The organism is Streptococcus parasanguinis (genome assembly GCF_023109675.1).
Classification (GTDB): Bacteria; Bacillota; Bacilli; order Lactobacillales; family Streptococcaceae; genus Streptococcus; species Streptococcus parasanguinis_I.
Window position 1 is genome coordinate 63,974 of record NZ_JALDUR010000005.1, and the last position, 20,599, is coordinate 84,572.

Here is a 20,599-nt window from a genome sequence, read left to right on the forward strand (position 1 = left end):
ATGAAAACCAACCAATTACAAATTCATAAATTAACCGTCTTATCCATGATGATTGCCCTCGATGTGGTTCTGACACCTATCTTCCGTGTCGAAGGAATGGCACCTATGTCTAGTGTTGTGAATATTTTAGCAGGAACCATAATGGGACCAGTCTATGCTTTAGTCATGGCAACTGCGACTGCTTTTATCCGTATGACAACACAAGGAATTCCTCCTTTGGCCCTAACAGGAGCTACCTTTGGAGCTCTACTAGCCGGACTCTTTTACAAATATGGTAGAAAATTCTACTTTTCTGCCTTAGGAGAAATCATCGGTACAGGAATCATCGGCTCTATTGTCTCTTATCCTGTTATGGTATTTTTCACAGGCTCAGCTGCAAAACTCAGTTGGTTTATTTACACACCACGATTTATCGGAGCTACCTTGATCGGGACAGCCATAGCTTTTGTATCATTTCGATTTTTAATTACCCAGAAATTCTTTAAAAAGGTACAAAGCTATTTCTTTGAAGAAAGGATTGAATGATGCATACCTTCCAAAATCCCTTCCCTCTATCTGAAAGTCATTTAATCCATTGTATCACTAACGAAATTTCCTGTGAGATGGTCGCTAATGCAATTTTGGCTCTGGGATCTAAGCCAGTAATGGCAGATGACTCCAGAGAGGTCCTTGATTTTACCAAGCAAAGTGCAGCTATCTTATTGAATTTAGGACATTTGTCAGCTGACAAGGAGCAAGCAATTCTTAAGGTAGCATCCTTTGCAGCTAAATCCTCGCTACCTATGGTTTTAGATGTGGTTGGCGTCTCTGCCTCTCCTATCCGCAAAACCTTAGCAATGGATATTTTGAAATATTCTCCAACCATTATTAAGGGAAATATGTCTGAAATTCGAAGCCTAGTGGGTTTGAAGCACCATGGAGTTGGAGTGGACGCCAGCCAGAAAGATCAAGAAACAGCAGATCTAGTGAGTGTCCTGAAAGACTGGTGTCAAGGCTATCCAACAAGTACATTCTTAGTTACCGGTCCTAAAGATCTCATCGTTTCATCTAATCAAGTTGCCATTTTGACAAATGGTTGTCTAGAACTGGACTGGATCACAGGAACAGGAGATCTTGTAGGCGCTCTAGCTGCGGTCTTCCTTAGTCATGGGACTACAGCCTTTGAGGCATCTTGTCTCGCAGTGTCTTATCTGAATATCGCTGCAGAGAAAATTATAGACCGAGAAATGGGGCTAGAAGACTTTCGTTTACAGACTCTTAATCAATTGTCTCTCTTAAAAAAGGATGCCAACTGGTTAGATGCAATCAAAGGAGGCTATTATGCTTAAAGAAACGCTTAGACTGTATCTGGTTACGAATCGCTACCAAGATCCGCTTGAAACCTTCCTTAAAAAAGTTGAGCAAGCTTGTCAGTCAGGTGTTACCATGATCCAGCTACGAGAAAAACAGCTCACGACCAATCAGTATTATGAACTTGCAAAAATGGTGAAACAAATTACCGATACTTACCAAGTTCCTTTGATTATCGATGATCGTTTGGATGTGTGCCTAGCTGTCGATGCTGCAGGACTTCATATAGGAGATGATGAACTCCCAGTTTCAGTAGCCAGACAAGTCTTGGGCACAGAGAAAATACTAGGTGTAACTGCAAAAACAGTGAAAAGAGCACTCGAAGCAGAAGAATCTGGGGCGGATTACTTAGGAACAGGAGCAATTTTCCCCACAACAACCAAGGAAAATGCCCCTATTACCCTCATTTCTACCTTAAAGGACATCTGCCAAGCAGTCGGTATTCCAGTCGTAGCGATTGGCGGTTTAACTTGTGAAAATATCCATCAACTTTCTGGAACAGGTATTGCTGGTATCGCAGTAGTTCGTGATTTGATGCAGGCAAGAGATATTGAAGCAAGAACCCAAGAATTTTTAACAAAATTAGATCAAATCATCTCTAAATAAAAACTCTCTCATTCCCAATATATGGGGAATGAGAGAGTTTTTTTAATCTTTATAAGTTGTATGGTTAACAGGACCAGAACCATGCCCAAGTTCAGGGGCATCTTGGATAGCTCTTGTGATAAAAGCCTTGGCCTTATCAACTGCTTGATAGAGGCTTTTCCCTTTTGCAAGCTCAGCAGTGATAACTGCAGCAAAGGTACAGCCAGTACCATGGGTATGGCAAGTTTGAATTCGTGGACTTTCCCAGACAAATTCTTCATCCTTTGTGAAGAGGAAATCTTTGGCACCACCTTCGAGGTGTCCTCCTTTGATAACAACTGATTGAGGCCCAAATTCTTTTAGGATCAAACGCCCAGCCTTTTGCATATCTTCTTGGTCTTTGATAGAAAAGCCGACAATTTCTTCTGCTTCAGGAAGATTGGGTGTAATAATCGTTGCAAGAGGCAGCAAATTTGTTTTGAGATAGTCTCTTGCACTTGTATCAATTAAAGCGTCTCCACTAGTAGCTACCATCACAGGATCAAGCACATAGGGACAATCAAGTTGCTTTAAGTAGGGTTGGATCATCTCCATGATTTTCGTAGTCGCAAGCATACCAGTTTTTACAGCTTGAGGGGAAATATCTGAAAAAACACTTTCCAATTGAGCTTTCAGCATTTGAGGAGAAACATGCTCTATTAATTGAACCCCCCTGGTATTTTGAGCGACAAGACTAGTTACAACGGCCATTCCATAGACACCTCTAGCTTGGAATGACTTTAAATCAGCCATTATTCCAGCTCCACCGCTAGGGTCAGTTCCAGCAATTGTTAGAGCAACGGGTAAATAAGTCATCTAAAACCTCCCAACCAGCTGAAGTTTGTATTTGGTAAAACAAGATAAAGTCTGTATCAAGAAGTCAATTAGTGGCTTATAAACCATTGTTATTTTGTCCACTTCCATCAACTAGCATTACCTAGATCGAGTCAAAGGGTCTAACAGTCGTTAATCTCAGCTTTACGCACCCCTAGTGGTTGTTTTCTTTTTTCTTTAGTATAGCATATTTTTATACTTTATATCGTAAGATTAGATTAAAATTAGGTCCAAAATAGATATTTCCTTCAATCAAAAAAGAGCCCGCGGGCTCTTTTATACTATGCTTCTGTCACAAATTGACTGAGAACACCATTGACAAAACGTGATGAAGTCTCATCTGAAAAGGCCTTAGCCAATTCGACTGCCTCATTCACAGCAACAATCTGTGGAGTGTCAAACTCTGTCATTTCAAAAATTCCAAGGCGCAGAATATTTTTCTCTACCAAGGTCAAGCGTTCTACTGTCCAACCAGGCTTCAAATGTTGACCGATTTGTTGGTCTAATTGATCTTTTGACTGATAAACGCCGGTCACGATATTCAAGAGAAAGGCCGGAAGATCAACTGTTGCATCTTCTGCCACGTCCTTATCATGCAGATAAGCAAAGCGACAAGCTTCGACAATGTCTCCATCGTACTCCAAGGCCATCAAGGCTTGGAAAGCACGCTCGCGTAAATCTCGACGTGATTCTAATAAAATTTCATCAGTCATTGAGGAAGTCCTCATTAAACAAGTCTTTCAAGTCTGGTTTTGGAGATTTTTCTGTTGCAATCCCTACAACGTGGATATTAACCGCATCCAAGGTGACATCCGCCATATCATACACAGCAGATTTCACAGCCTTTTGGATCGCTACTGCTACAGATGGTACCGCCACTCCATATTCAAGGTAGAGATAAATATCCACTGAGACCTGACCGTCTTCTTCTGTATGAAGGTAGACGCCACGACCAAGTGAGCGTTTTGAAAGGCTATCTGACACGCTCTTATTTTCAAGAGAGTAAACTCCCTCTACTTTTGCCGTTGCAATCGCAATAATTTTTTCTAATACACGTGGTGCAATAACGATGTCACCAAATTGTTCAGTTGCCATAGAAGTTCCTTTCTATTTGACACCCTGAGAGATCTCTTACGCACGAGAAACGTAAGTTCCTTCTGCAGTGTTGATAACGAGTTTTTGTCCTGCTTCGATGAAGTCTGGAACGTTTACAACAAGTCCTGTTTCCATTGTTGCTGGTTTTCCAGAACCAGTCACTGTAGCACCTTTGATCGATGGTTGAGTTTCTGTGACTGTCAATTCAACAGTAGTTGGTACAGTTACCCCAATCACTTCATTTCCGTAGAATTGAATTTTCACTTCTGAATTTTCAAGAATGTAAAGCAATTCATTTTCAACATTGACGACAGGGATTTCGTATTGGTCATAAGTTTCTGTGTTCATGAAGTAGGCTGTGTCGTCCATTTGGTACAAGTATTGGGCTGGGACAGTCTCAAGAATCGCTTGTTCAAATTTTTCTTCTGGACGGTAGCTTGTGTCAAATGTAGAACCAGTACGGACATCACGTAATTTCATCCGCATGATGGTATTTCCTTTACCTGGTTTGTGGTGACTTGCTTCCAAAACGCGAATCAATTTTCCATCTGCTGTGACAAACGTCATACCAGCTCTTAATTTACTTGCTTCGATCATGTTTTATTACCTCTTTTTTTAAAAATAGATTACTCTTTATTGTAACACACTATTTGATTTTTCTCAAACAGCAATCTTTTCTTTTTAGGAAGGAAAGAGTGCAGAGACTAGCGATTGGAGACTCTACATCTCTGAGCCTAGTTCCCTTCTATTCGTCAACAGGGACAATATTACCATCCGCATCTTTGGTCACATGGACATATTTGCCATCCACCTCAATGTAGAAGGTTTTGGGCTTGTCTTGAGCTGGTGCTGCTTGTTGTTGCAGATCATTTCCCAGAGCTTGACCCAGATTCATCCCCATAATCATATTCATGCCATTGCTACCTTCATTTTTGGCAGCTGCCACCAAGGCCTCATTGCGGGCGCGACGCTCTTCAATTTCGATGGTATTGTACTTCATGGCTGCCAATTCACTGTCCAGTTTATTAACCTTGGCCATACTATCAGCATCGTAGCTCAGATCTTCGATCAGGACATTGGTTAATTCAATACCATATAATTCTGACCACGTTTTGTTGACTTCGCGTTTTGCGACTTCATTGAAGACGTCTTGGTCTGCATTGATATTGTAGATATCTGCCTTATTTTCAGCCGTATATTTTGAAAGGGCGACGGCAATTTTTGGAGCGAGGTTTTGGCGCAAGGTTCCCTGAGCTACATCTTCCAAGGTAAAAGGTTTATCTGCCGTAATTTGGCGACTGACTGCACTGACATAGAAAAGAACCGGATCTGCTATTTTGACATCATAGAGACCATAAAAGCGAATGCTCAGAAGCTGTTGGTAACGGTCGCTAAAGTACTCAACTGGATTTTGAGTGCCAAATTTATTTCCTGTAAAAGGTTGCATCCGCACAAAAATAATTTCTTGTTGGGTGACCACTTGGCCTCCAAATGAGAAACGATTCTTGAACTGATCCCACGTTCCTTTCACACCACCCTTTTCAAACAACCAGGCATTTTCACCGGCTTGCCATTCGTGACTCCCTGCTTCTAGAAGGTCTCCTAGAAACGTTCCATTATTGACCAAGAGAGCAACATAGCCTTGGGGAACAATGACAACAGAGCCATCTGTCAATAGACCCGTATTTTGGTTGCTCTGACGAGAGCGCCCATCTGGATCTTTGGTCAAGAGCTGTCCCTTAATGGCCAAAGCTGTTGCTGGAACAGCTTCCGGCAAGGTAATGGCTTCCTTAAATTTACTATCTTGAAAACTTGAAATGCCCGCTGAAAGGGCTGCTTTAATAAATCCCATACATTCTCCTATCTGTAGAATTCAATTTCATCCACAACTTCGTAGACATCCAAGACCCAATCTTTTGGATTGTGCTTCAAGGATGCTTGGCAATATTCACACTTGTCGATTGAATCGATCGTTAGTGGCGCACCACAGTTCGGACAGTGATCACTAACGACTTCTGAATTCTTAATGATCTCTGTCTGGGCTCCATGTTCACGGAGGAAGACCATGCGGTAAACGGTAAAGAGATCTTTGGTTGGATCCCCTTCGATCACACGACCCGTTTCATCATTTCGAATGTAATCTCTCATCGTCGAAGACAGAATGACTTCAATGCGGTCATTGCCTTCTGGATTTTCGATAAAGTCTTTGATCTTCGAATCTTCCACACATACGCGCTCTAGAACATTGGTTGTTTTGGCACGAATATGCTCTTGTAACTGCGTCAAGTGCTGCTCATAAAGACTCGTACTTTCTAAGTTCCGCACAGAATTCCAATCTTTTTCTGTCCAGGCAGACTGCAATTGAAGATAAACCAGCTTAACTTGCGACAAGAAGCGGTCTTCATCAAACATTGGATCCAGTTTACGGATGCGACGAATCGCTTCATAGTTGTTCTCAATTGGTCGACCAGCCCGTTCTTCGGTTGTCCGTTTTGGACCACTATTTGAATAGGACGAATCATCACTCTCATTAGCCTCTTTTGCAATATTATAGACAAATCCAATCAATCCAATGATGGCGACAACTGCTACCGCCCCACCAGAGTCTGATCCAGAACTAGAACTGTAGCTACTGGATCCACCAGACCAGCTACTGCCACCAGACCAGCTACTTCCCCCTCCAGACCAGCTACTACCACCACCACCGCCAGAATGAATAGTGCTACTACCACCACTATGCGTATTGCCGACACCAGCATGAGCAGAAGGAGCAAATGCAAATAGAAGGGCTACTAGAAGAATTCCCAATACTAAAATTCGTTTTTTCATAGGCCTCATTTCTTATCTTTGTTTGTTACACAGGGGTTAAGAAAATACTGTCTATTTTATAGGACAATCAATTCTTTAGGAGCAAGAGTCAAGACTTCACAGCCAGTTTCTGTAATCAAGAGGTCATCTTCGATCCGCACGCCAGAGAGACCTTCGATATAAATACCTGGCTCATCTGTTAAGACCATACCTGCTTGAATCGCTTCTTTAGACGTTTGGCTGAAGTATGGTTCTTCGTGGATATCTAGCCCAATTCCATGACCGATTCCATGAGTAAAGTATTGACCATAGCCGGCTGCCTCGATCACATCACGTGGGATTTTATCAAAATCACGGAAGCCAAGTCCATCTTTAGCAGCATCAATCAAGGCTTGATTGGCTTTCAAAACGGTTTCGTAAATCTCTCTTTCCTTGTCGCTGACATGTCCTGCATAGATTGTCCGTGTCATATCGCTAACATAGTGATTATACAAGCAACCAAAATCAAGGGTCAAGGCATCTCCTGCTGAAATGACCCGATCACTTGGAGTCGCATGAGGCATGGCAGAGCGTTCACCAGCTGCTGAGATAATATCAAAAGATACACCAGAAGCTCCTAACTCCCGCATTCTAAAATCTAGGAAAGTCGCTGCTTCCAACTCTGTCGTTTTCCCTACCTTGATATAGTCTAAAATATCATGGAAGGCTTGGTCAGAGATGCTACAAGCTTTTTTAATCGCCGCAATCTCGGTCTCATCTTTAATCAAGCGCAATTCCATGACAAAGTTCGCTAGGGATTGAAGGCTAATACCACTGAAAACAGAAGCCATGCGGGCATGGTAGGCCACCGTCACTTCATCCTCAAAACCAAGTTCTTTGATTCCAAGGTCCTTAACGATCTCTGCAGCTGCAGTCAACTCATCGCGGGTTTCCACAATCTCTACAAAGGGGAAACAAGTCGCATGGGCATGGATGGTGTAGCGCGAATCTGTAAAGAGTACCACGCGTTCTTCTGTCACCAAAGCGGTCCCGTTTGAACCCCAGAAATTGGTTAAATAATAAACATTTTTCAAATTGTTAATCAATACCGCTTTGAGGTTTTGGGCTTTCATTTTGTTTCTTAAGTAGCTGATCCGTTGATTCATTGTAATTTTCCTTTCAAATATTGTCCTGTGTAGCTAGCAGGATTTGCTGCTACTTCTTCTGGTGTTCCGGTCGCAATAATGGTTCCACCACCGACACCGCCTTCTGGTCCTAAATCGATGATATGATCTGCTGTCTTAATAACATCTAAATTGTGCTCAATCACAAGGACTGTATTGCCATCATCCACAAACCGCTCTAAGACTTTGATCAAGCGAGAAATGTCTTCGGTATGGAGTCCGGTCGTTGGTTCATCCAAGATATAGAAGGATTTTCCTGTAGAGCGCTTGTGCAATTCAGAAGCCAACTTCATTCGCTGCGCTTCCCCACCTGAAAGGGTGGTCGCTGGTTGCCCCAGCGTTACATAGCCCAAGCCCACATCTTGGATGGTCTTGAGTTTGCGTTCAATTTTTGGAATGTGCTTGAAGAATTCGACTGCCTTATTGACCGTCATATCCAGAACTTCTGCGATATTTTTTTCCTTGTAGTGGACTTCGAGGGTTTCACTATTGTATCGACGTCCATGGCAGACCTCACAAGGGACAAAGACATCTGGCAAGAAGTGCATTTCAATCTTGATGATCCCATCTCCTGAGCAGGCTTCACAACGCCCACCCTTGACATTGAAACTAAAGCGGCCTTTTTTATAGCCCCGAATTTTGGCTTCATTGGTCTGAGCAAAGAGATCACGAATATCATCGAAGACGCCTGTATAGGTCGCTGGATTGGAACGAGGAGTCCGACCAATCGGGCTTTGATCAATGTCGATCAAGCGATCGATATGCTCAATCCCCTGAATCGTCTTGTATTTCCCTGGTTTTTCCGAATTGCGGTTGAGCTTTTGAGCGATGGCTTTTTTCAAGATGCCATTGATCAAGGTCGATTTTCCAGAACCGGAAACTCCAGTGACTGCGATGAATTTTCCTAGAGGAAAGCGTACTGTGATGTCTTGTAAGTTATTCTCACTTGCTCCTGTTATTTCAATATAGCGGCCATTTCCTGAACGGCGCTCTGTTGGAACCGGAATCTTGCGCTTGCCGGACAAATACTGGCCAGTGATGGATTTGCTGTTGCGAGCCACCTGCTTTGGAGTTCCTGCTGCAACGATCTCTCCCCCAAAGACACCGGCACCTGGGCCGACGTCGATCAGGTAGTCTGCCTCTCTCATGGTATCTTCATCATGTTCGACGACGATCAAGGTGTTGCCTAAATCGCGCATCTTCTTGAGACTGGCAATCAGGCGGTCATTGTCCCTTTGATGGAGGCCGATAGACGGCTCATCCAAGATGTAAAGGACACCAGAGAGGTTGGAACCGATCTGGGTTGCCAAGCGAATGCGCTGGCTTTCTCCACCTGATAAGGTCCCAGCCGATCGTGACAGGGTCAAGTAATTGAGTCCCACATTGTTTAAGAAGGTCAAGCGATCCTTAATCTCTTTTAGGATCGGTCTTGCAATCGTAGCTTCATTGTCCGTTAAAACCAACTGATCCACAGCTTTTAAGTGGTCCGCAATTGATAGATCTGACACTTCCCCGATATGCATCCCTTTTTCTCCTCCGACACGAACAGAGAGAGCTTGGTCATTGAGACGGTAGCCATGGCAGGTCGCACAGGTCAATTCGTTCATATAAGAGCGCATTTGGTTGCGGGTGAAATCACTATTGGTCTCACGGAAACGACGGTGAATATTGTTTACGACCCCTTCAAAAGGAATCTCAATATCGCGAACCCCACCAAACTCATTTTCATAGTGGAAGTGGAATTCCTTGCCATTTGAACCATAGAGGACCAAGTCCTTTTCTTCTTGAGAAAGATCGGAAAACGGCTGATCCATATCAACGCCAAAATGGATCATGGCCTGCTCCAACATCTGTGGATAATAGTTGGAAGAGATCGGATTCCAAGGCGCTAGTGCTCCTTCCCGAAGGGTTAAACGATCATCTGGCACCACCAAATCCAAGTCCACCTCTAGCTTAATGCCCAGCCCATCACAGTCTGGACAAGATCCGAAAGGCGCATTGAAAGAAAAGAGGCGGGGCTCTAATTCAGGAACGGTAAAGCCACAGACTGGGCAAGCATAATGCTCAGAAAAGAGTAGCTCCTTGCCATCCATGGTATCAATCACCACATAACCATCCGCAATCCGAAGAGCTGCTTCAATCGAATCAAAGAGCCGCGAGCGGATGCCCTCTTTGATCACGATTCGGTCCACAACCACCTCAATCGTGTGCTGCTTGCTTTTAGATAGTTCTGGAACCTCTGTCACATCATAGATCTCACCGTCAACTCGGACCCGAACATAGCCGTCTTTTTGGACTTTTTCAATGATATTCTTGTGCTGGCCTTTTTTCTTGCGGATAATGGGAGCTAGAATTTGCAGGCGTTGGCGCTCTGGTAATTCCAAGACTTGATCGACAATTTGCTCAACTGAAGAAGCTGTAATCGCTCCATGCCCATTGATACAATAAGGCGTCCCTACACGCGCATAGAGCAAGCGCAGGTAGTCATTGATCTCTGTTGCCGTCCCCACTGTAGAACGGGGGTTTTTGCTGGTCGTTTTTTGGTCGATGGAGATAGCTGGACTCAAGCCGTCAATGGAGTCCACATCTGGTTTTTCCATATTTCCCAAGAATTGCCGGGCATAGGCCGATAAGCTCTCCACGTAGCGGCGCTGACCTTCTGCATAGAGGGTATCAAAGGCCAGACTGGACTTTCCAGAACCAGACAAACCCGTCACCACGACTAATTTGTCCCGTGGAATTTCCACATCTATATTTTTTAAATTATGGGCGCGTGCCCCATGAATGACAATTTTATCTTGCATGTTCTTACTCTAATCACCTTTTTGTTAACCTCCATTATAACAAATTTTTTAGTATTCTTTTATCCAAAACCGTCCTTTTTCTGATATAATGTTAAGGTGTAAAAAAACAAGGGGAGGCACCATGAAACAGGTCTTTTTATCGACAACGACTGAATTTAAGGAAATAGAGACGCTGGAACCTGGTAGCTGGATCAACCTTGTGAACCCTTCTCAAAGTGAATCGATGGAAATCGCCTCTGCTTTTAATATCGATATTGCCGACTTACGGGCACCACTCGATGCGGAAGAAATGTCCCGTATGACCATCGAAGATGAATATACCTTGATCATCGTCGACGTTCCCATCAAGGAAGAGCGGAACAATCAGACCTACTACGTGACCATTCCGCTAGGGATTATCCTGACAGAAGAGGCTATTATCACGACTTGCTTGGAGAAATTGCCGCTTCTCGATATCTTTATCAACCGACGCTTGCGGAATTTCTATACCTTTATGCGGTCACGCTTTATCTTTCAGATCCTCTATCGTAACGCTGAACTCTACTTGTCAGCGCTTCGTACCTTGGATCGCAAAAGCGAGCAGATTGAAAGTCAATTGCACAAATCAACGCGTAATGAAGAGCTGATTGAGTTGATGGAGCTGGAAAAAACCATCGTCTACTTTAAAGCCTCTCTGAAAACCAATGAGCGCGTGATCAAGAAATTGACCAGCGCTACAAGTAACATCAAGAAATACTTAGAAGACGAGGATCTGTTGGAAGATACCTTGATCGAAACCCAGCAGGCCATCGAGATGGCAGATATTTATGGAAATATCCTGCACTCCATGACCGATACCTTCGCATCGATTATCTCCAACAACCAGAACAACATCATGAAAACTCTGGCTCTCGTTACCATTGTCATGTCCATTCCAACCATGATCTTTTCGGCCTACGGGATGAACTTCAAGGACAATGAGCTTCCGCTCAATGGCGAACCCCATGCCTTCTGGCTGATCATTATCATCGCCTTTGCCCTGACCGGGTCTCTCGTCGTCTACCTCATCCATAAAAAATGGTTCTAACACCTACTAATAACACTAAGGAGTATTTATGTCTCAATTTGATTTGAATCAACTAAGCAAGAAAAATCAAGAATTTATCCGTATCGCCAAACACCAATTGCTTGAAAATGGAAAGACAGAGGAAGAAGCAGAAAGCCTCATCCAGGAAATTCTACCAGCTATCCATGAAAACCAAGGAAAAGGAATTCCGGCACGGACCCTTTTTGGAGCTCCAACTGTATGGGCGAACTCTTTCAGCGAGAAAGAACGCTATGAAAAAGAGCATCCGAAATTAAACGATGCCCCCTCTCTCATGATTTTGGATTCCTTCCTCTTTATCTTTGGAGTCTTTGCTGCGATTAGCGCCTTTATGAACTTGGTTGCACCTCGTCGTACTGGCTATGGTTTGATCACCTTAATCCTTGGAAGTTTGACAGGGGCTCTGCTCTTATACCTCATGTACTACTTCTTCTATCAGTATATGGATGGTACCAAAGATCGTAGCGAGCGTCCTTCTCTTTGGAAATCTATGCCGATTCTTGTTGGAGTCATGTTCCTTTGGGTCATTGTCTTGTCCTTTACTTCCTTACTCCCACAGGTTCTCAACCCAACTATTCCAGATGTCCTTGCCATCGTTTTAGGAGCTTTAGCACTTGTCCTTCGCTTCTACCTCAAGAAACGCTTTAATATTAAAAGTTCGAGCACAGCACCAGCAACTCGACGCTAAAAAGAAACGGATGAAGTTTTCATCCGTTTTTGTTTTACTGTATTTCCCTGTTCAATCTTTTTGAAAAATAGAGGACTAAGTCATCATTGTTTTCACAAGAACTGTAAGGGGCCAAGGAGTGATCCCTAAACCAAACCCCAGATCCATCTGGGATATAGCCCCGTTTGACATACAGTCTTTGAGCTGGACCATAACCCGAGTGTAAACCAACCCCTAAAGTAACAATCTCTGATAGTAGCCAGACTCTTTTTTCTGCCTCCTCTAAGAGTTGATTCCCAATCCCTCGATTTCTAAATGGTTCAAAAACATTAAAATCAGATAGTTCAGGATAGACTCCCACGAAAGGGCCGTGCTTGGCAGCAGGCAATATAGTGATATAGCCTGCCACAAATCCATCCGACTCAGCTACTAATACGTCCCTCTCTCTATTCTCCTGCTCCTGAAAATAGCTAGTCAAGATATCCTCTCTACCCGGCCACCCTTGGTGGATAAAAGCTTGAGAGATGTGCTCAATATCTGCCTTTATCATCCTCCTGATGATTACACCTTCCTTCATAGTTCCCTCCTTGATACCTTTCTCCCCTCATTATAGCATAATCAGAGCTTGGGAAAGTTCAAAGAGCTTCACACGGACCTAACACACTATCACATTTCTATGCTCGCAAAAAAAGATCCAATGGGTCTGAAAAAGAGGTCCACTGGACCTCAACTCGCCCTTACATTTCCAAGCTCGTGAAAAAAAGACCCGTTTGGGTCTTAATTCGCTCTCTTGTCTTCAAGCTCATGAAAAAAAGACCCGTTAGGGTCTTTTTTTTAATCTTCGTTTACGAAAGGCATCAAAGCCATTACGCGAGCGCGTTTGATAGCTGTTGTTACTTTACGTTGGTTCTTCGCTGAAGTTCCAGTTACACGACGAGGAAGGATTTTCCCACGTTCTGAAACGAAACGGCTAAGAAGCTCAGTATCTTTGTAATCGACATATTCGATTTTGTTTGCTGCGATGTAATCAACTTTTTTACGGCGTTTGAATCCGCCACGACGTTGTTGAGCCATGTTTAATTCTCCTTTATAGTTTTAATTCGTTAAACCCATTCTTAGAATGGAAGATCGTCGTCTGAGATATCCATTGGATTCGCTCCAAATGGATTTTCTTCACGACCAAAGTTTGGCGCTGCATTGCTTGGTTCAGATCCACCAAAGCTTGGGGTTGCATTTCCAGCAAAACCACCGTTGCCTGATGAATAACCACCACCTGCATGCCCTTCGCGTGCTGCACGGCTTTCCAATAGTTGGAAGCTGTCTGCTACGACTTCAGTGACATAAACACGTTGACCTTGCTGGTTTTCGTAATTACGTGTTTGAATGCGACCGGTAATCCCAATCAAAGCACCTTTCTTAGCCCAGTTGGCTAAGTTTTCTGCTTGCTGACGCCAGATCACACAGTTGATGAAATCGGCTTCGCGTTCTCCATTTTGACTCTTGAAGTTGCGGTTGACAGCTAGGCTGAAAGTAGCAACTGCTTGATTGCTTGGAGTGTAGCGAAGTTCAGCATCACGGGTCATACGACCGACAAGTACAACATTGTTAATCATAAGTCACCTCTGATGATTTCTTACGCGTCAACTTTTACGATCATGTGACGAAGAATGTCACCGTTGATTTTTGAAAGACGGTCGAACTCGTTAAGAGCTACAGCGTCGTTCGCTTCAACGTTTACGATGTGGTAAAGTCCTTCACGGAAATCTTGGATTTCGTATGCAAGACGACGTTTTTCCCAATCTTTTGATTCAACAACAGTTGCACCGTTGTCAGTCAAGATAGAATCGAAACGTGCTACCAAAGCGTTTTTAGCTTCTTCTTCAATGTTTGGACGAATAATATAAAGAATTTCGTATTTAGCCATTGATAATGTTCCTCCTTTTGGACTAATGACCCCCTGTCTTTGCAAGGGGTAAGTGAGGTTTACTCACAAGAAACTATTATACCAGACTTTTGGAACAAAGGCAAGAATTATCTTTAGGATTTAAAAAATGATTCTGGACGTCCCCTTCGAGAAAAAAGAAAGAAATGTCCTAAAAAATGACATTTTATAGAAGAAACCCCTCCCCTTCTTTCTCCTCTTTCCTTAAAGAAAACTGATATCAGTTAGCTTTAAGCTTGAGTCTTTATACTAGCTACAACAAATCTCAAGAAACGAGGAACGATTATGAATTATCTTATCATCCCCGCCTATCAACCGGATCTGAATCTTGTCAAACTGGTTCGCTTGGTCCATGCTAAGAGCGATCTCCACATCATCGTGGTCGACGATGGGAGTGACGCTGACAAGAAAGCGATTTTTGACAAATTGGACGGTCTTGCAACAGTCCTGACCCACGAGCACAACCAAGGAAAAGGACAATCTCTCAAGACTGCTTATGCCTACATCCTAGAAAGAGGTACCTATGGAAGCATTGTTACAGCTGATGCAGACGGTCAGCACAAAATTTGGGATATTTTCAGGGTTGTTAACCAATCTCAAGAGCATCCTGGAACACTTATTCTAGGAGCACGCGCCTTCTCTGGAAAAGTTCCTTTGCGTTCTGCTTTCGGGAATAAATTGACCCGCTTCTTGTTTAAGCAACAAACAGGGGTGGCGGTCAGCGATACCCAAACGGGCTTACGGGCTTTCACTACGAATCTCTTGCCTTTCATGCTTGAGGTTGAAGGACAACGGTATGAGTACGAAATGAATGTGCTCCTCGCAGCAAGCAACTCCTTCCCCATCGTGGAAGTTCCCATCGAGACGGTCTACATCAATGACAACGAAGGCTCCCATTTCCGACCTATTCGGGATGGCCTCATGATCTACAAGGACATGTTCAAGTTTGCCCTCTCCTCTCTGAGTAGTTTTATCGTTGACTATCTGGTCTACGCCTTCTTCCTCTTCGTGATGATGGCCGTGCCCATTAGTCTACGTATTCTCCTAGCGAATGGGATCGCTCGTGTGACGAGTTCCATCTTTAACTACTCGACCAATAAGCACCTAGTCTTTAAGAACAAAGACAGCGTCGCTAAAACTGGAAGTGGCTACTTTGGCCTAGCCCTCGGCCTCTTTATTCTCGATACGCTCTTAATTCGACTCTTCTATACTGCTTTCGGACTCAATCTCCTGATCAGTAAGATTGTCGTCGGCTTCCTCCTCTTTCTGGTCTCATGGGTGATCCAGAAAAAAGTGATCTTCAAAGAAAGGACTGCTCCCCACCATGAAATTCTTTAAAAAATCCTATACCTATGCTGCCTGCTTTGGCCTTCTTTTGACCAGCAGTTTTAGCTACTCGATGCTCAAGACCTTTGTCTTATCCGATGCCATCCAAACCGTAAAAGCTACGACTACGGACACTAAGGCAGCCAAAAAAGCAGCTGCATCGGCTACAACGACTGATACTAGCTATTCAGATGACAATATCCAGGTAAGCCTAACAGAAAAAACGGTTGAAAATACCCAGGTTTACATTGCAGATATCACAGTCAGCTCATCTGACTACCTCAAAACAGCCTTTGCATAAAATACTTACGGAACCAACGTGACTGCTAAGACCTCTGTCACAGCTGCCAACAACAGTGCCATTCTAGCAGTGAATGGTGACTATTACGGGGCTAACAGTACAGGATACGTCATCCGAAATGGAGTGGTCTACCGCGATACCGTTCGGGAAGATTCAAGCAATGGTGACCTAGCCATTTACAAGGATGGATCCTTCAAAATTATCTATGAAGATGAGATATCTGCAAATCAATTGGTCAAGGACGGGGTCGTCAATCTCCTCGCTTTCGGTCCTTCCTTAGTTGAAAATGGAGAAATTACTGTCGATACCAACTCAGAGGTCGGACAATCCATGGCATCAAATCCACGGACAGCGATTGGGATCATCGATGAAAACCACTACATTATCGTCGTGTCAGATGGACGGACTTCAGAAAGTGAAGGGCTATCTCTCTACCAATTAGCAGAAGTGATGAAGTCTTATGGCGTTAAAACAGCCTACAACCTGGACGGGGGTGGATCTTCTACACTTTACTTCAATGGCCAAGTTATTAATAAACCAACAACAAATGGTACTATCTCAGAAAGGGCGGTGAGTGACATTGTCTACATCGGTTACTAATCCTATCAAACAACGGTTGAAAAAAACGATTCTCTGGTACACTCTGATTTCAGCTTTCTTCTTTGTCGGAAGTCGCATCTATGAACACTTTAGTTTTGGCGAAACCTCTGCCTTCATGCACTACCTCTTCTTGATTCCTTTGATCGGTGGCGCCCTACTAGTGGCTCTACAGTTGATGGTGAAAGGCTTCTCTCGACTGAGTCTCAATCTTTGGAATTCAGGAGTGGCTACCCTAACAGCCGGAGCCCTCTACCGAGGGATTGTCAACCTCTCTGGTCGATCTACCACAATGGATCAACCCTATTATTACCTTGGAGTTGCCTTTCTAGCACTAGCTCTGATCAGCCTCTTCTTTGTCCGCAGTGTCTGGGTGGAGAAAACAGCCTAAGACATCAAAAACGTCCGTTTCTTAAAAGAACGGACGTTTTTTGGGGTAAGTTAACGGATGAACGACTTAGCCTTCACGTTTTTTGCTGGCTACAAAGCCTGCTAAAGCTAATGAGGTCATACCAAAGAGGCTAAGGACTGTTGATGCCAATTCATCTTGACCTGTTTTTGGAAGACCAGTTGCTGGTGTAGCAGCTACTTCTGCTTGACCACCCGTATGATAAGTGACAGCGACTGGTTTGTTTGTTGCCACTTCTTTTGTTTCAATTGCAGCTGGTTGCGCTGGAGTTACTGGGGGTTCAGGTTGAGGAGTTGGGGTAACAGGAGACACTGGAGCTACAGGATGAACTGGATTTACAGGACTTACTGGATCAACTGGCGCTGGCTGTGGTTCTGGAGTTGGTTGAGGTTGTGGTTGTGGTTCTGGAGTTGGTGTTTCTTCTTCCACTTTTTCCACAAAGGTCTTGTTGCCCAAGATTGAAGCAGATAATTTCTTCCCTGCCTTATTCACATCTTCGATGTACTGGATAAAGACTTCAGTATCTGGATTAATCGCACCGATCAATTTTGTATCACGAAAGACTGAGAAGCCATCTCCGCCACCATACAAGAAGTCGTTGATAATCGCCTTGTAGGTCTTGTTGCGATCAATTTCGGTCCCGTCTGCCTTGTATGCTTTCACGACCTTATATGGATTTTCTTCTGTTGCATCAGCTGGTTTCGTATAGGTGTACTTGATCCCTGCCATTTGCAAGAAGTAAAGCTCTTTCTCATCATATTGTTGGTCCAAAGCTTTGTAGATTTGGTCCCCAGTGATTTCTACTACTTGGAGGATATTTCCAAATGGTTGTACTGCTTGAGCTGCACCCCAAGTTACTGTTCCGTCTGGTTTCACCACGAGGTCTGCACGGATTCCTCCATTGTTGGTGAAGGCAAAGTCAACATCTGGATAACCTGATTTTTTGGCAATATCTAGTTGCGCTGCTGTGACCAAATCTCCAACAGCACTTTCTTTTTGTGCATTCAATTCACGGGTAATATTTTCAGCCTTGTCTGCTGTACCGATTTTTGCTTCTGTTACTTTTTTAACCGTCGCATTGGCATCATCGATGATCGCTTGAACCTTGGCATCTTTTGCTTTGCCTTTAGATGGATCTACTGCAATAATTTTAGCAGTTGGAGCTTTAACAAAGTCAGCTGTATCTGTATCTAGGACTCCACGGACATCCGAGTAGGCTTTCCCTTGAGACGTACCTTGAACGATCAAGGTATTTCCAACCATCCCGTTTGTATATTGGTGGTTGTGGCCTGCAAAGACGATATCCACTGAGTTTTCAGGATAGATTTGGTTTAATTTTTTGATCATTTCTGCAGCCGGACCTTCTGCTACACCATTCTTACTAGTGGCAGCAACGTGGGCCAAGACAGCAATCGCATGAACCCCTTGGTCATTTAATTCACGCGCATATTTAGCAATCGATTCTGCTTCATCCAAAACACGGTATTGTTCATGATTTTTGCGCAAGACAAGATTTGGGAATTCTGTCGTCACAACCCCGATGAATCCGACCTTAACCGTCTTGTCATTAACTGGAATTTCTTTGATGGTATAAGGTTTCCAATCAAATGGGATTTTGTTGGTGTCCTTGTCAACCAAGTTCGCAATCACAATTTCTTGTTTGGAAGCTTCATGAGGATACTCATCGACGATCTTGTTGAATTGACCAGGTGTTGGGGCTTCCCCTTTCATGATCCGGTTGAATTCTCCAAGACCTTCGTCAAACTCATGGTTTCCAAGTGTACCGTATTCAAAGTTCATTTCATTGAAGACTTTTACAGTTGGTTCATCTTGAAGGAGGGCAGAATTGGCAGGACTAGCACCAACCATATCACCAGCTTGCACACGAATGCTGGCATTTGGAGTTCCTGCATTTTCTGTTTCAAATTCCTTTTGCGAATCATTCATGTACGTCGCTAGCAGTGGGGCTGTCCCTGCATTCTTCACAGTCTCACCTTCTAAACGAGCTGTCCCCGTTTGTTCCAAGGCACCGTGGAAGTCATTGACCCCCATGAACTGGACTTGCAAATCATCTGCAAATACACGATTGATGGCAAAGAAACTGAAACCAGTAGCAACTGCTAAGATACTGCTTTTCAAGATCACTTTTTTCTTCATTAAATACTCCATTTTCTAATTTACGGCACTTCTCCAAAGAGGAGAAAACAGAAAAGTTGATTTGCTGCAATCAGCTATTCCATTTTACTATTTTTTCGGCTTTTCTTCAATATTTCTTTGAAAACTCTTCCATCTTTCCCTAGAAAACGCTTGATTTCCGAACTTATATCCAGCTGTCTTTTCTTTAGTTCCTAGATCTATAAATTGTTAAAAAAATCAGTCCCTAAAGTTTCATCAAATAAGAACTGAAAACTATTGTTACGTAGAAGCATAAGATAGACACAATGAATCATGTGAATCGACTATACTTTTCTCCTAAAAATACAAATCATTTGTGCTATAATGTGGTTAATGGAAAATAGTAAAAGTACAATCACTAGAAAAACTCTCAGAAAGCAGGAACCTGATGTCCTGGGCAAGACAATTGCTTCTACTCCTTATCTACCAGTAGCACAAATTCATGGTCTCCTGGTAGATAAGGAAAGTAGGTGCCAACACTATCATTCTCCACTAGATATTGTTGCTCTAAAATGCTATGACTGTCAAAAATATTATGCCTGTTATCAATGTCATGATCATATAGAGGATCATAGATTTCGAGCTTATCCTTGCCACATAAGGCAGGATAAGGTAGTTATCTGTGGTGTTTGTCTACATGAAATGACTATTGAAAACTATCAAAAGTCTATCTCTTGCTCTCACTGTCACAGTCGGTTTAATCCAGCTTGCTCAAAGCACTATGACATTTATTTTGCAAAATAAAAAGATTGAAGACATTGTTCGTGTGAACAGAGCCTTCAATCTTTTTTTAGTTAAAGTAGCTATGATCTTTTAGTGCTTTTAAAACTGGCTTAGTCACCAAAGAGACGATGAGTCCTTTTAACAGGTCAGGAATGATAAAAGGTGTCAAACCGACAGCTACGGCTGTAGACCAACCCATATTTCCAAGGAAGTGAAGGGTGAGAATTCCACCGACAAATACTGGGACATCTCCTAAAACAAAAGCCAAAAAGATTTTCCAAATGGGTGTATCAGCATTGGTCAGTTTAGAAGTGATAAAGGCGAAAAGGGGATAGGCAAGTATATAACCAGCTATTGGACTAAAGAAGGTTTGAAAACCACCGCTACCTCCTGCGAAAACGGGTAGACCAATTGCACCGAGAATAAGATAGAGGAGAGCAGCAAGAGTAGCTTCTCTCGGTTTAAAAATGGCAGCCACCAGTCCTACAGCAAAGGTCTGTAAGGTGATGGGCACCGCTCCTATCGGAATGATGATTTGTGATAAGGAAGCAATGATAGCAGCTCCGAAGGCTGGAAGAACAATTGAAAAAGTATGATGTTGTTTCACTTTTAGTTAACCTCACTTTCAAATATGGTTAACCTATTATACCAGACAACTCCTCAATGGTCAACCAAAATATAAAAATAGGTTGACTGT

22 protein-coding genes, 1 pseudogene and 1 riboswitch are annotated in these 20,599 nt (G+C 43.2%); of the genes and pseudogenes, 9 read left to right on the top strand and 14 right to left on the bottom strand.

Annotation, left to right across the window (positions count from 1 at the left end; translation table 11 throughout):
- The 3 genes from thiW to thiE are packed head-to-tail and all read left to right on the top strand — an operon-like array spanning position 1 to position 1,956.
- Positions 1-525 carry an energy coupling factor transporter S component ThiW gene (thiW, locus tag M1G14_RS05395; protein WP_049474075.1) on the top strand — a complete coding sequence of 175 codons (525 nt, stop codon included), beginning with the start codon at positions 1-3 and terminating at the stop codon, positions 523-525.
- The gene (gene thiM / locus M1G14_RS05400; protein ID WP_049474076.1) at positions 525-1,328 is read left to right on the top strand and encodes a hydroxyethylthiazole kinase; all 804 of its coding nucleotides are present in this window, start codon (positions 525-527) and stop codon (positions 1,326-1,328) included. The genes thiW and thiM overlap by 1 nt, the downstream gene beginning before the upstream one ends.
- Positions 1,321-1,956, top strand: coding sequence for a thiamine phosphate synthase (gene thiE, locus M1G14_RS05405; RefSeq protein WP_049474077.1), 636 nt, complete (start codon positions 1,321-1,323; stop codon positions 1,954-1,956). The genes thiM and thiE overlap by 8 nt, the downstream gene beginning before the upstream one ends.
- 42 nt (positions 1,957-1,998) lie before the next feature.
- Here the strand turns inward: thiE and thiD are convergent, their stop codons facing one another.
- The 8 genes from thiD to uvrA form a co-directional block, all read right to left on the bottom strand.
- Positions 1,999-2,790 carry a bifunctional hydroxymethylpyrimidine kinase/phosphomethylpyrimidine kinase gene (thiD, locus tag M1G14_RS05410; protein ID WP_049474078.1) on the bottom strand — a complete coding sequence of 264 codons (792 nt, stop codon included), beginning with the start codon at positions 2,788-2,790 and terminating at the stop codon, positions 1,999-2,001.
- 86 nt (positions 2,791-2,876) lie between these two features.
- Positions 2,877-2,974, bottom strand: a riboswitch (TPP riboswitch).
- 115 nt (positions 2,975-3,089) lie between these two features.
- A complete protein-coding gene (gene nusB / locus M1G14_RS05415; protein WP_049474079.1) occupies positions 3,090-3,521 on the bottom strand; it encodes a transcription antitermination factor NusB in 432 nt (143 codons plus the stop codon).
- Positions 3,514-3,903, bottom strand: coding sequence for an Asp23/Gls24 family envelope stress response protein (locus tag M1G14_RS05420; RefSeq protein WP_003005404.1), 390 nt, complete (start codon positions 3,901-3,903; stop codon positions 3,514-3,516). Before M1G14_RS05420 ends, nusB begins: the two co-directional genes overlap by 8 nt.
- A gap of 36 nt (positions 3,904-3,939) precedes the next feature.
- Entirely contained in the window at positions 3,940-4,500 is a 561-nt protein-coding gene (gene efp / locus M1G14_RS05425; RefSeq protein WP_049474080.1) for an elongation factor P, read from the bottom strand.
- 148 nt (positions 4,501-4,648) lie between these two features.
- The gene (locus tag M1G14_RS05430; RefSeq protein WP_049474081.1) at positions 4,649-5,755 is read right to left on the bottom strand and encodes an SPFH domain-containing protein; all 1,107 of its coding nucleotides are present in this window, start codon (positions 5,753-5,755) and stop codon (positions 4,649-4,651) included.
- Between the two features lie 8 nt (positions 5,756-5,763).
- The gene (locus M1G14_RS05435; protein WP_049474082.1) at positions 5,764-6,732 is read right to left on the bottom strand and encodes a TIM44-like domain-containing protein; all 969 of its coding nucleotides are present in this window, start codon (positions 6,730-6,732) and stop codon (positions 5,764-5,766) included.
- Positions 6,733-6,788: 56 nt separating this feature from the next.
- Positions 6,789-7,856, bottom strand: a complete 1,068-nt coding sequence (locus M1G14_RS05440; protein ID WP_070466490.1) for a M24 family metallopeptidase — start codon at positions 7,854-7,856, stop codon at positions 6,789-6,791.
- Entirely contained in the window at positions 7,853-10,678 is a 2,826-nt protein-coding gene (gene uvrA / locus M1G14_RS05445) for an excinuclease ABC subunit UvrA (RefSeq protein WP_247919924.1), read from the bottom strand. The genes M1G14_RS05440 and uvrA overlap by 4 nt, the downstream gene beginning before the upstream one ends.
- A gap of 121 nt (positions 10,679-10,799) precedes the next feature.
- Between uvrA and M1G14_RS05450 the strand changes: the two genes are divergently transcribed.
- Positions 10,800-11,744, top strand: coding sequence for a magnesium transporter CorA family protein (locus M1G14_RS05450; protein WP_070466493.1), 945 nt, complete (start codon positions 10,800-10,802; stop codon positions 11,742-11,744).
- Between the two features lie 28 nt (positions 11,745-11,772).
- Positions 11,773-12,450 (top strand): DUF1129 domain-containing protein, encoded by a 678-nt coding sequence (locus M1G14_RS05455; RefSeq protein ID WP_013904094.1) that lies wholly within the window; start codon positions 11,773-11,775, stop codon positions 12,448-12,450.
- Positions 12,451-12,484: 34 nt separating this feature from the next.
- Here M1G14_RS05455 and M1G14_RS05460 read toward each other — a convergent pair whose 3' ends face one another.
- The 4 genes from M1G14_RS05460 to rpsF all read right to left on the bottom strand — a co-directional run bounded on the left by M1G14_RS05460 (position 12,485) and on the right by rpsF (position 14,353).
- The gene (locus tag M1G14_RS05460; protein ID WP_070466495.1) at positions 12,485-13,006 is read right to left on the bottom strand and encodes a GNAT family N-acetyltransferase; all 522 of its coding nucleotides are present in this window, start codon (positions 13,004-13,006) and stop codon (positions 12,485-12,487) included.
- 257 nt (positions 13,007-13,263) lie between these two features.
- On the bottom strand, positions 13,264-13,503 hold the full coding sequence (gene rpsR / locus M1G14_RS05465) for a 30S ribosomal protein S18 (RefSeq protein ID WP_000068664.1): 240 nt from the start codon (positions 13,501-13,503) through the stop codon (positions 13,264-13,266).
- A gap of 41 nt (positions 13,504-13,544) precedes the next feature.
- Positions 13,545-14,042 carry a single-stranded DNA-binding protein gene (locus M1G14_RS05470; RefSeq protein WP_003008622.1) on the bottom strand — a complete coding sequence of 166 codons (498 nt, stop codon included), beginning with the start codon at positions 14,040-14,042 and terminating at the stop codon, positions 13,545-13,547.
- 20 nt (positions 14,043-14,062) lie between these two features.
- The gene (gene rpsF, locus M1G14_RS05475) at positions 14,063-14,353 is read right to left on the bottom strand and encodes a 30S ribosomal protein S6 (RefSeq protein ID WP_003005040.1); all 291 of its coding nucleotides are present in this window, start codon (positions 14,351-14,353) and stop codon (positions 14,063-14,065) included.
- 303 nt (positions 14,354-14,656) lie between these two features.
- Between rpsF and M1G14_RS05480 the strand changes: the two genes are divergently transcribed.
- The 3 genes and pseudogenes from M1G14_RS05480 (at position 14,657) to M1G14_RS05490 (ending at position 16,986) form a co-directional block, all read left to right on the top strand.
- Positions 14,657-15,709, top strand: coding sequence for a bifunctional glycosyltransferase family 2/GtrA family protein (locus tag M1G14_RS05480; protein WP_049506468.1), 1,053 nt, complete (start codon positions 14,657-14,659; stop codon positions 15,707-15,709).
- Positions 15,696-16,598: pseudogene (locus M1G14_RS05485) on the top strand (phosphodiester glycosidase family protein). The gene M1G14_RS05480 and the pseudogene M1G14_RS05485 overlap by 14 nt, the downstream one beginning before the upstream one ends.
- The gene (locus tag M1G14_RS05490; RefSeq protein WP_049490889.1) at positions 16,579-16,986 is read left to right on the top strand and encodes a hypothetical protein; all 408 of its coding nucleotides are present in this window, start codon (positions 16,579-16,581) and stop codon (positions 16,984-16,986) included. Before M1G14_RS05485 ends, M1G14_RS05490 begins: the two are co-directional and overlap by 20 nt.
- Before the next feature lie 66 nt (positions 16,987-17,052).
- Here the strand turns inward: M1G14_RS05490 and M1G14_RS05495 are convergent, their stop codons facing one another.
- Positions 17,053-19,161: a surface-anchored 5'-nucleotidase gene (locus M1G14_RS05495; RefSeq protein ID WP_247926377.1), complete on the bottom strand. Its 2,109-nt coding sequence runs from the start codon at positions 19,159-19,161 to the stop codon at positions 17,053-17,055.
- 423 nt (positions 19,162-19,584) lie between these two features.
- Here M1G14_RS05495 and M1G14_RS05500 point away from each other — a divergent pair, with 423 nt between their 5' ends.
- Complete coding sequence (locus M1G14_RS05500) at positions 19,585-19,923, top strand: CHY zinc finger protein (RefSeq protein WP_080934958.1); 339 nt, start codon at positions 19,585-19,587, stop codon at positions 19,921-19,923.
- A 46-nt stretch (positions 19,924-19,969) separates the two neighbouring features.
- Here the strand turns inward: M1G14_RS05500 and M1G14_RS05505 are convergent, their stop codons facing one another.
- Entirely contained in the window at positions 19,970-20,509 is a 540-nt protein-coding gene (locus M1G14_RS05505) for a biotin transporter BioY (protein WP_024054847.1), read from the bottom strand.
- Positions 20,510-20,599 lie beyond the last annotated feature (90 nt).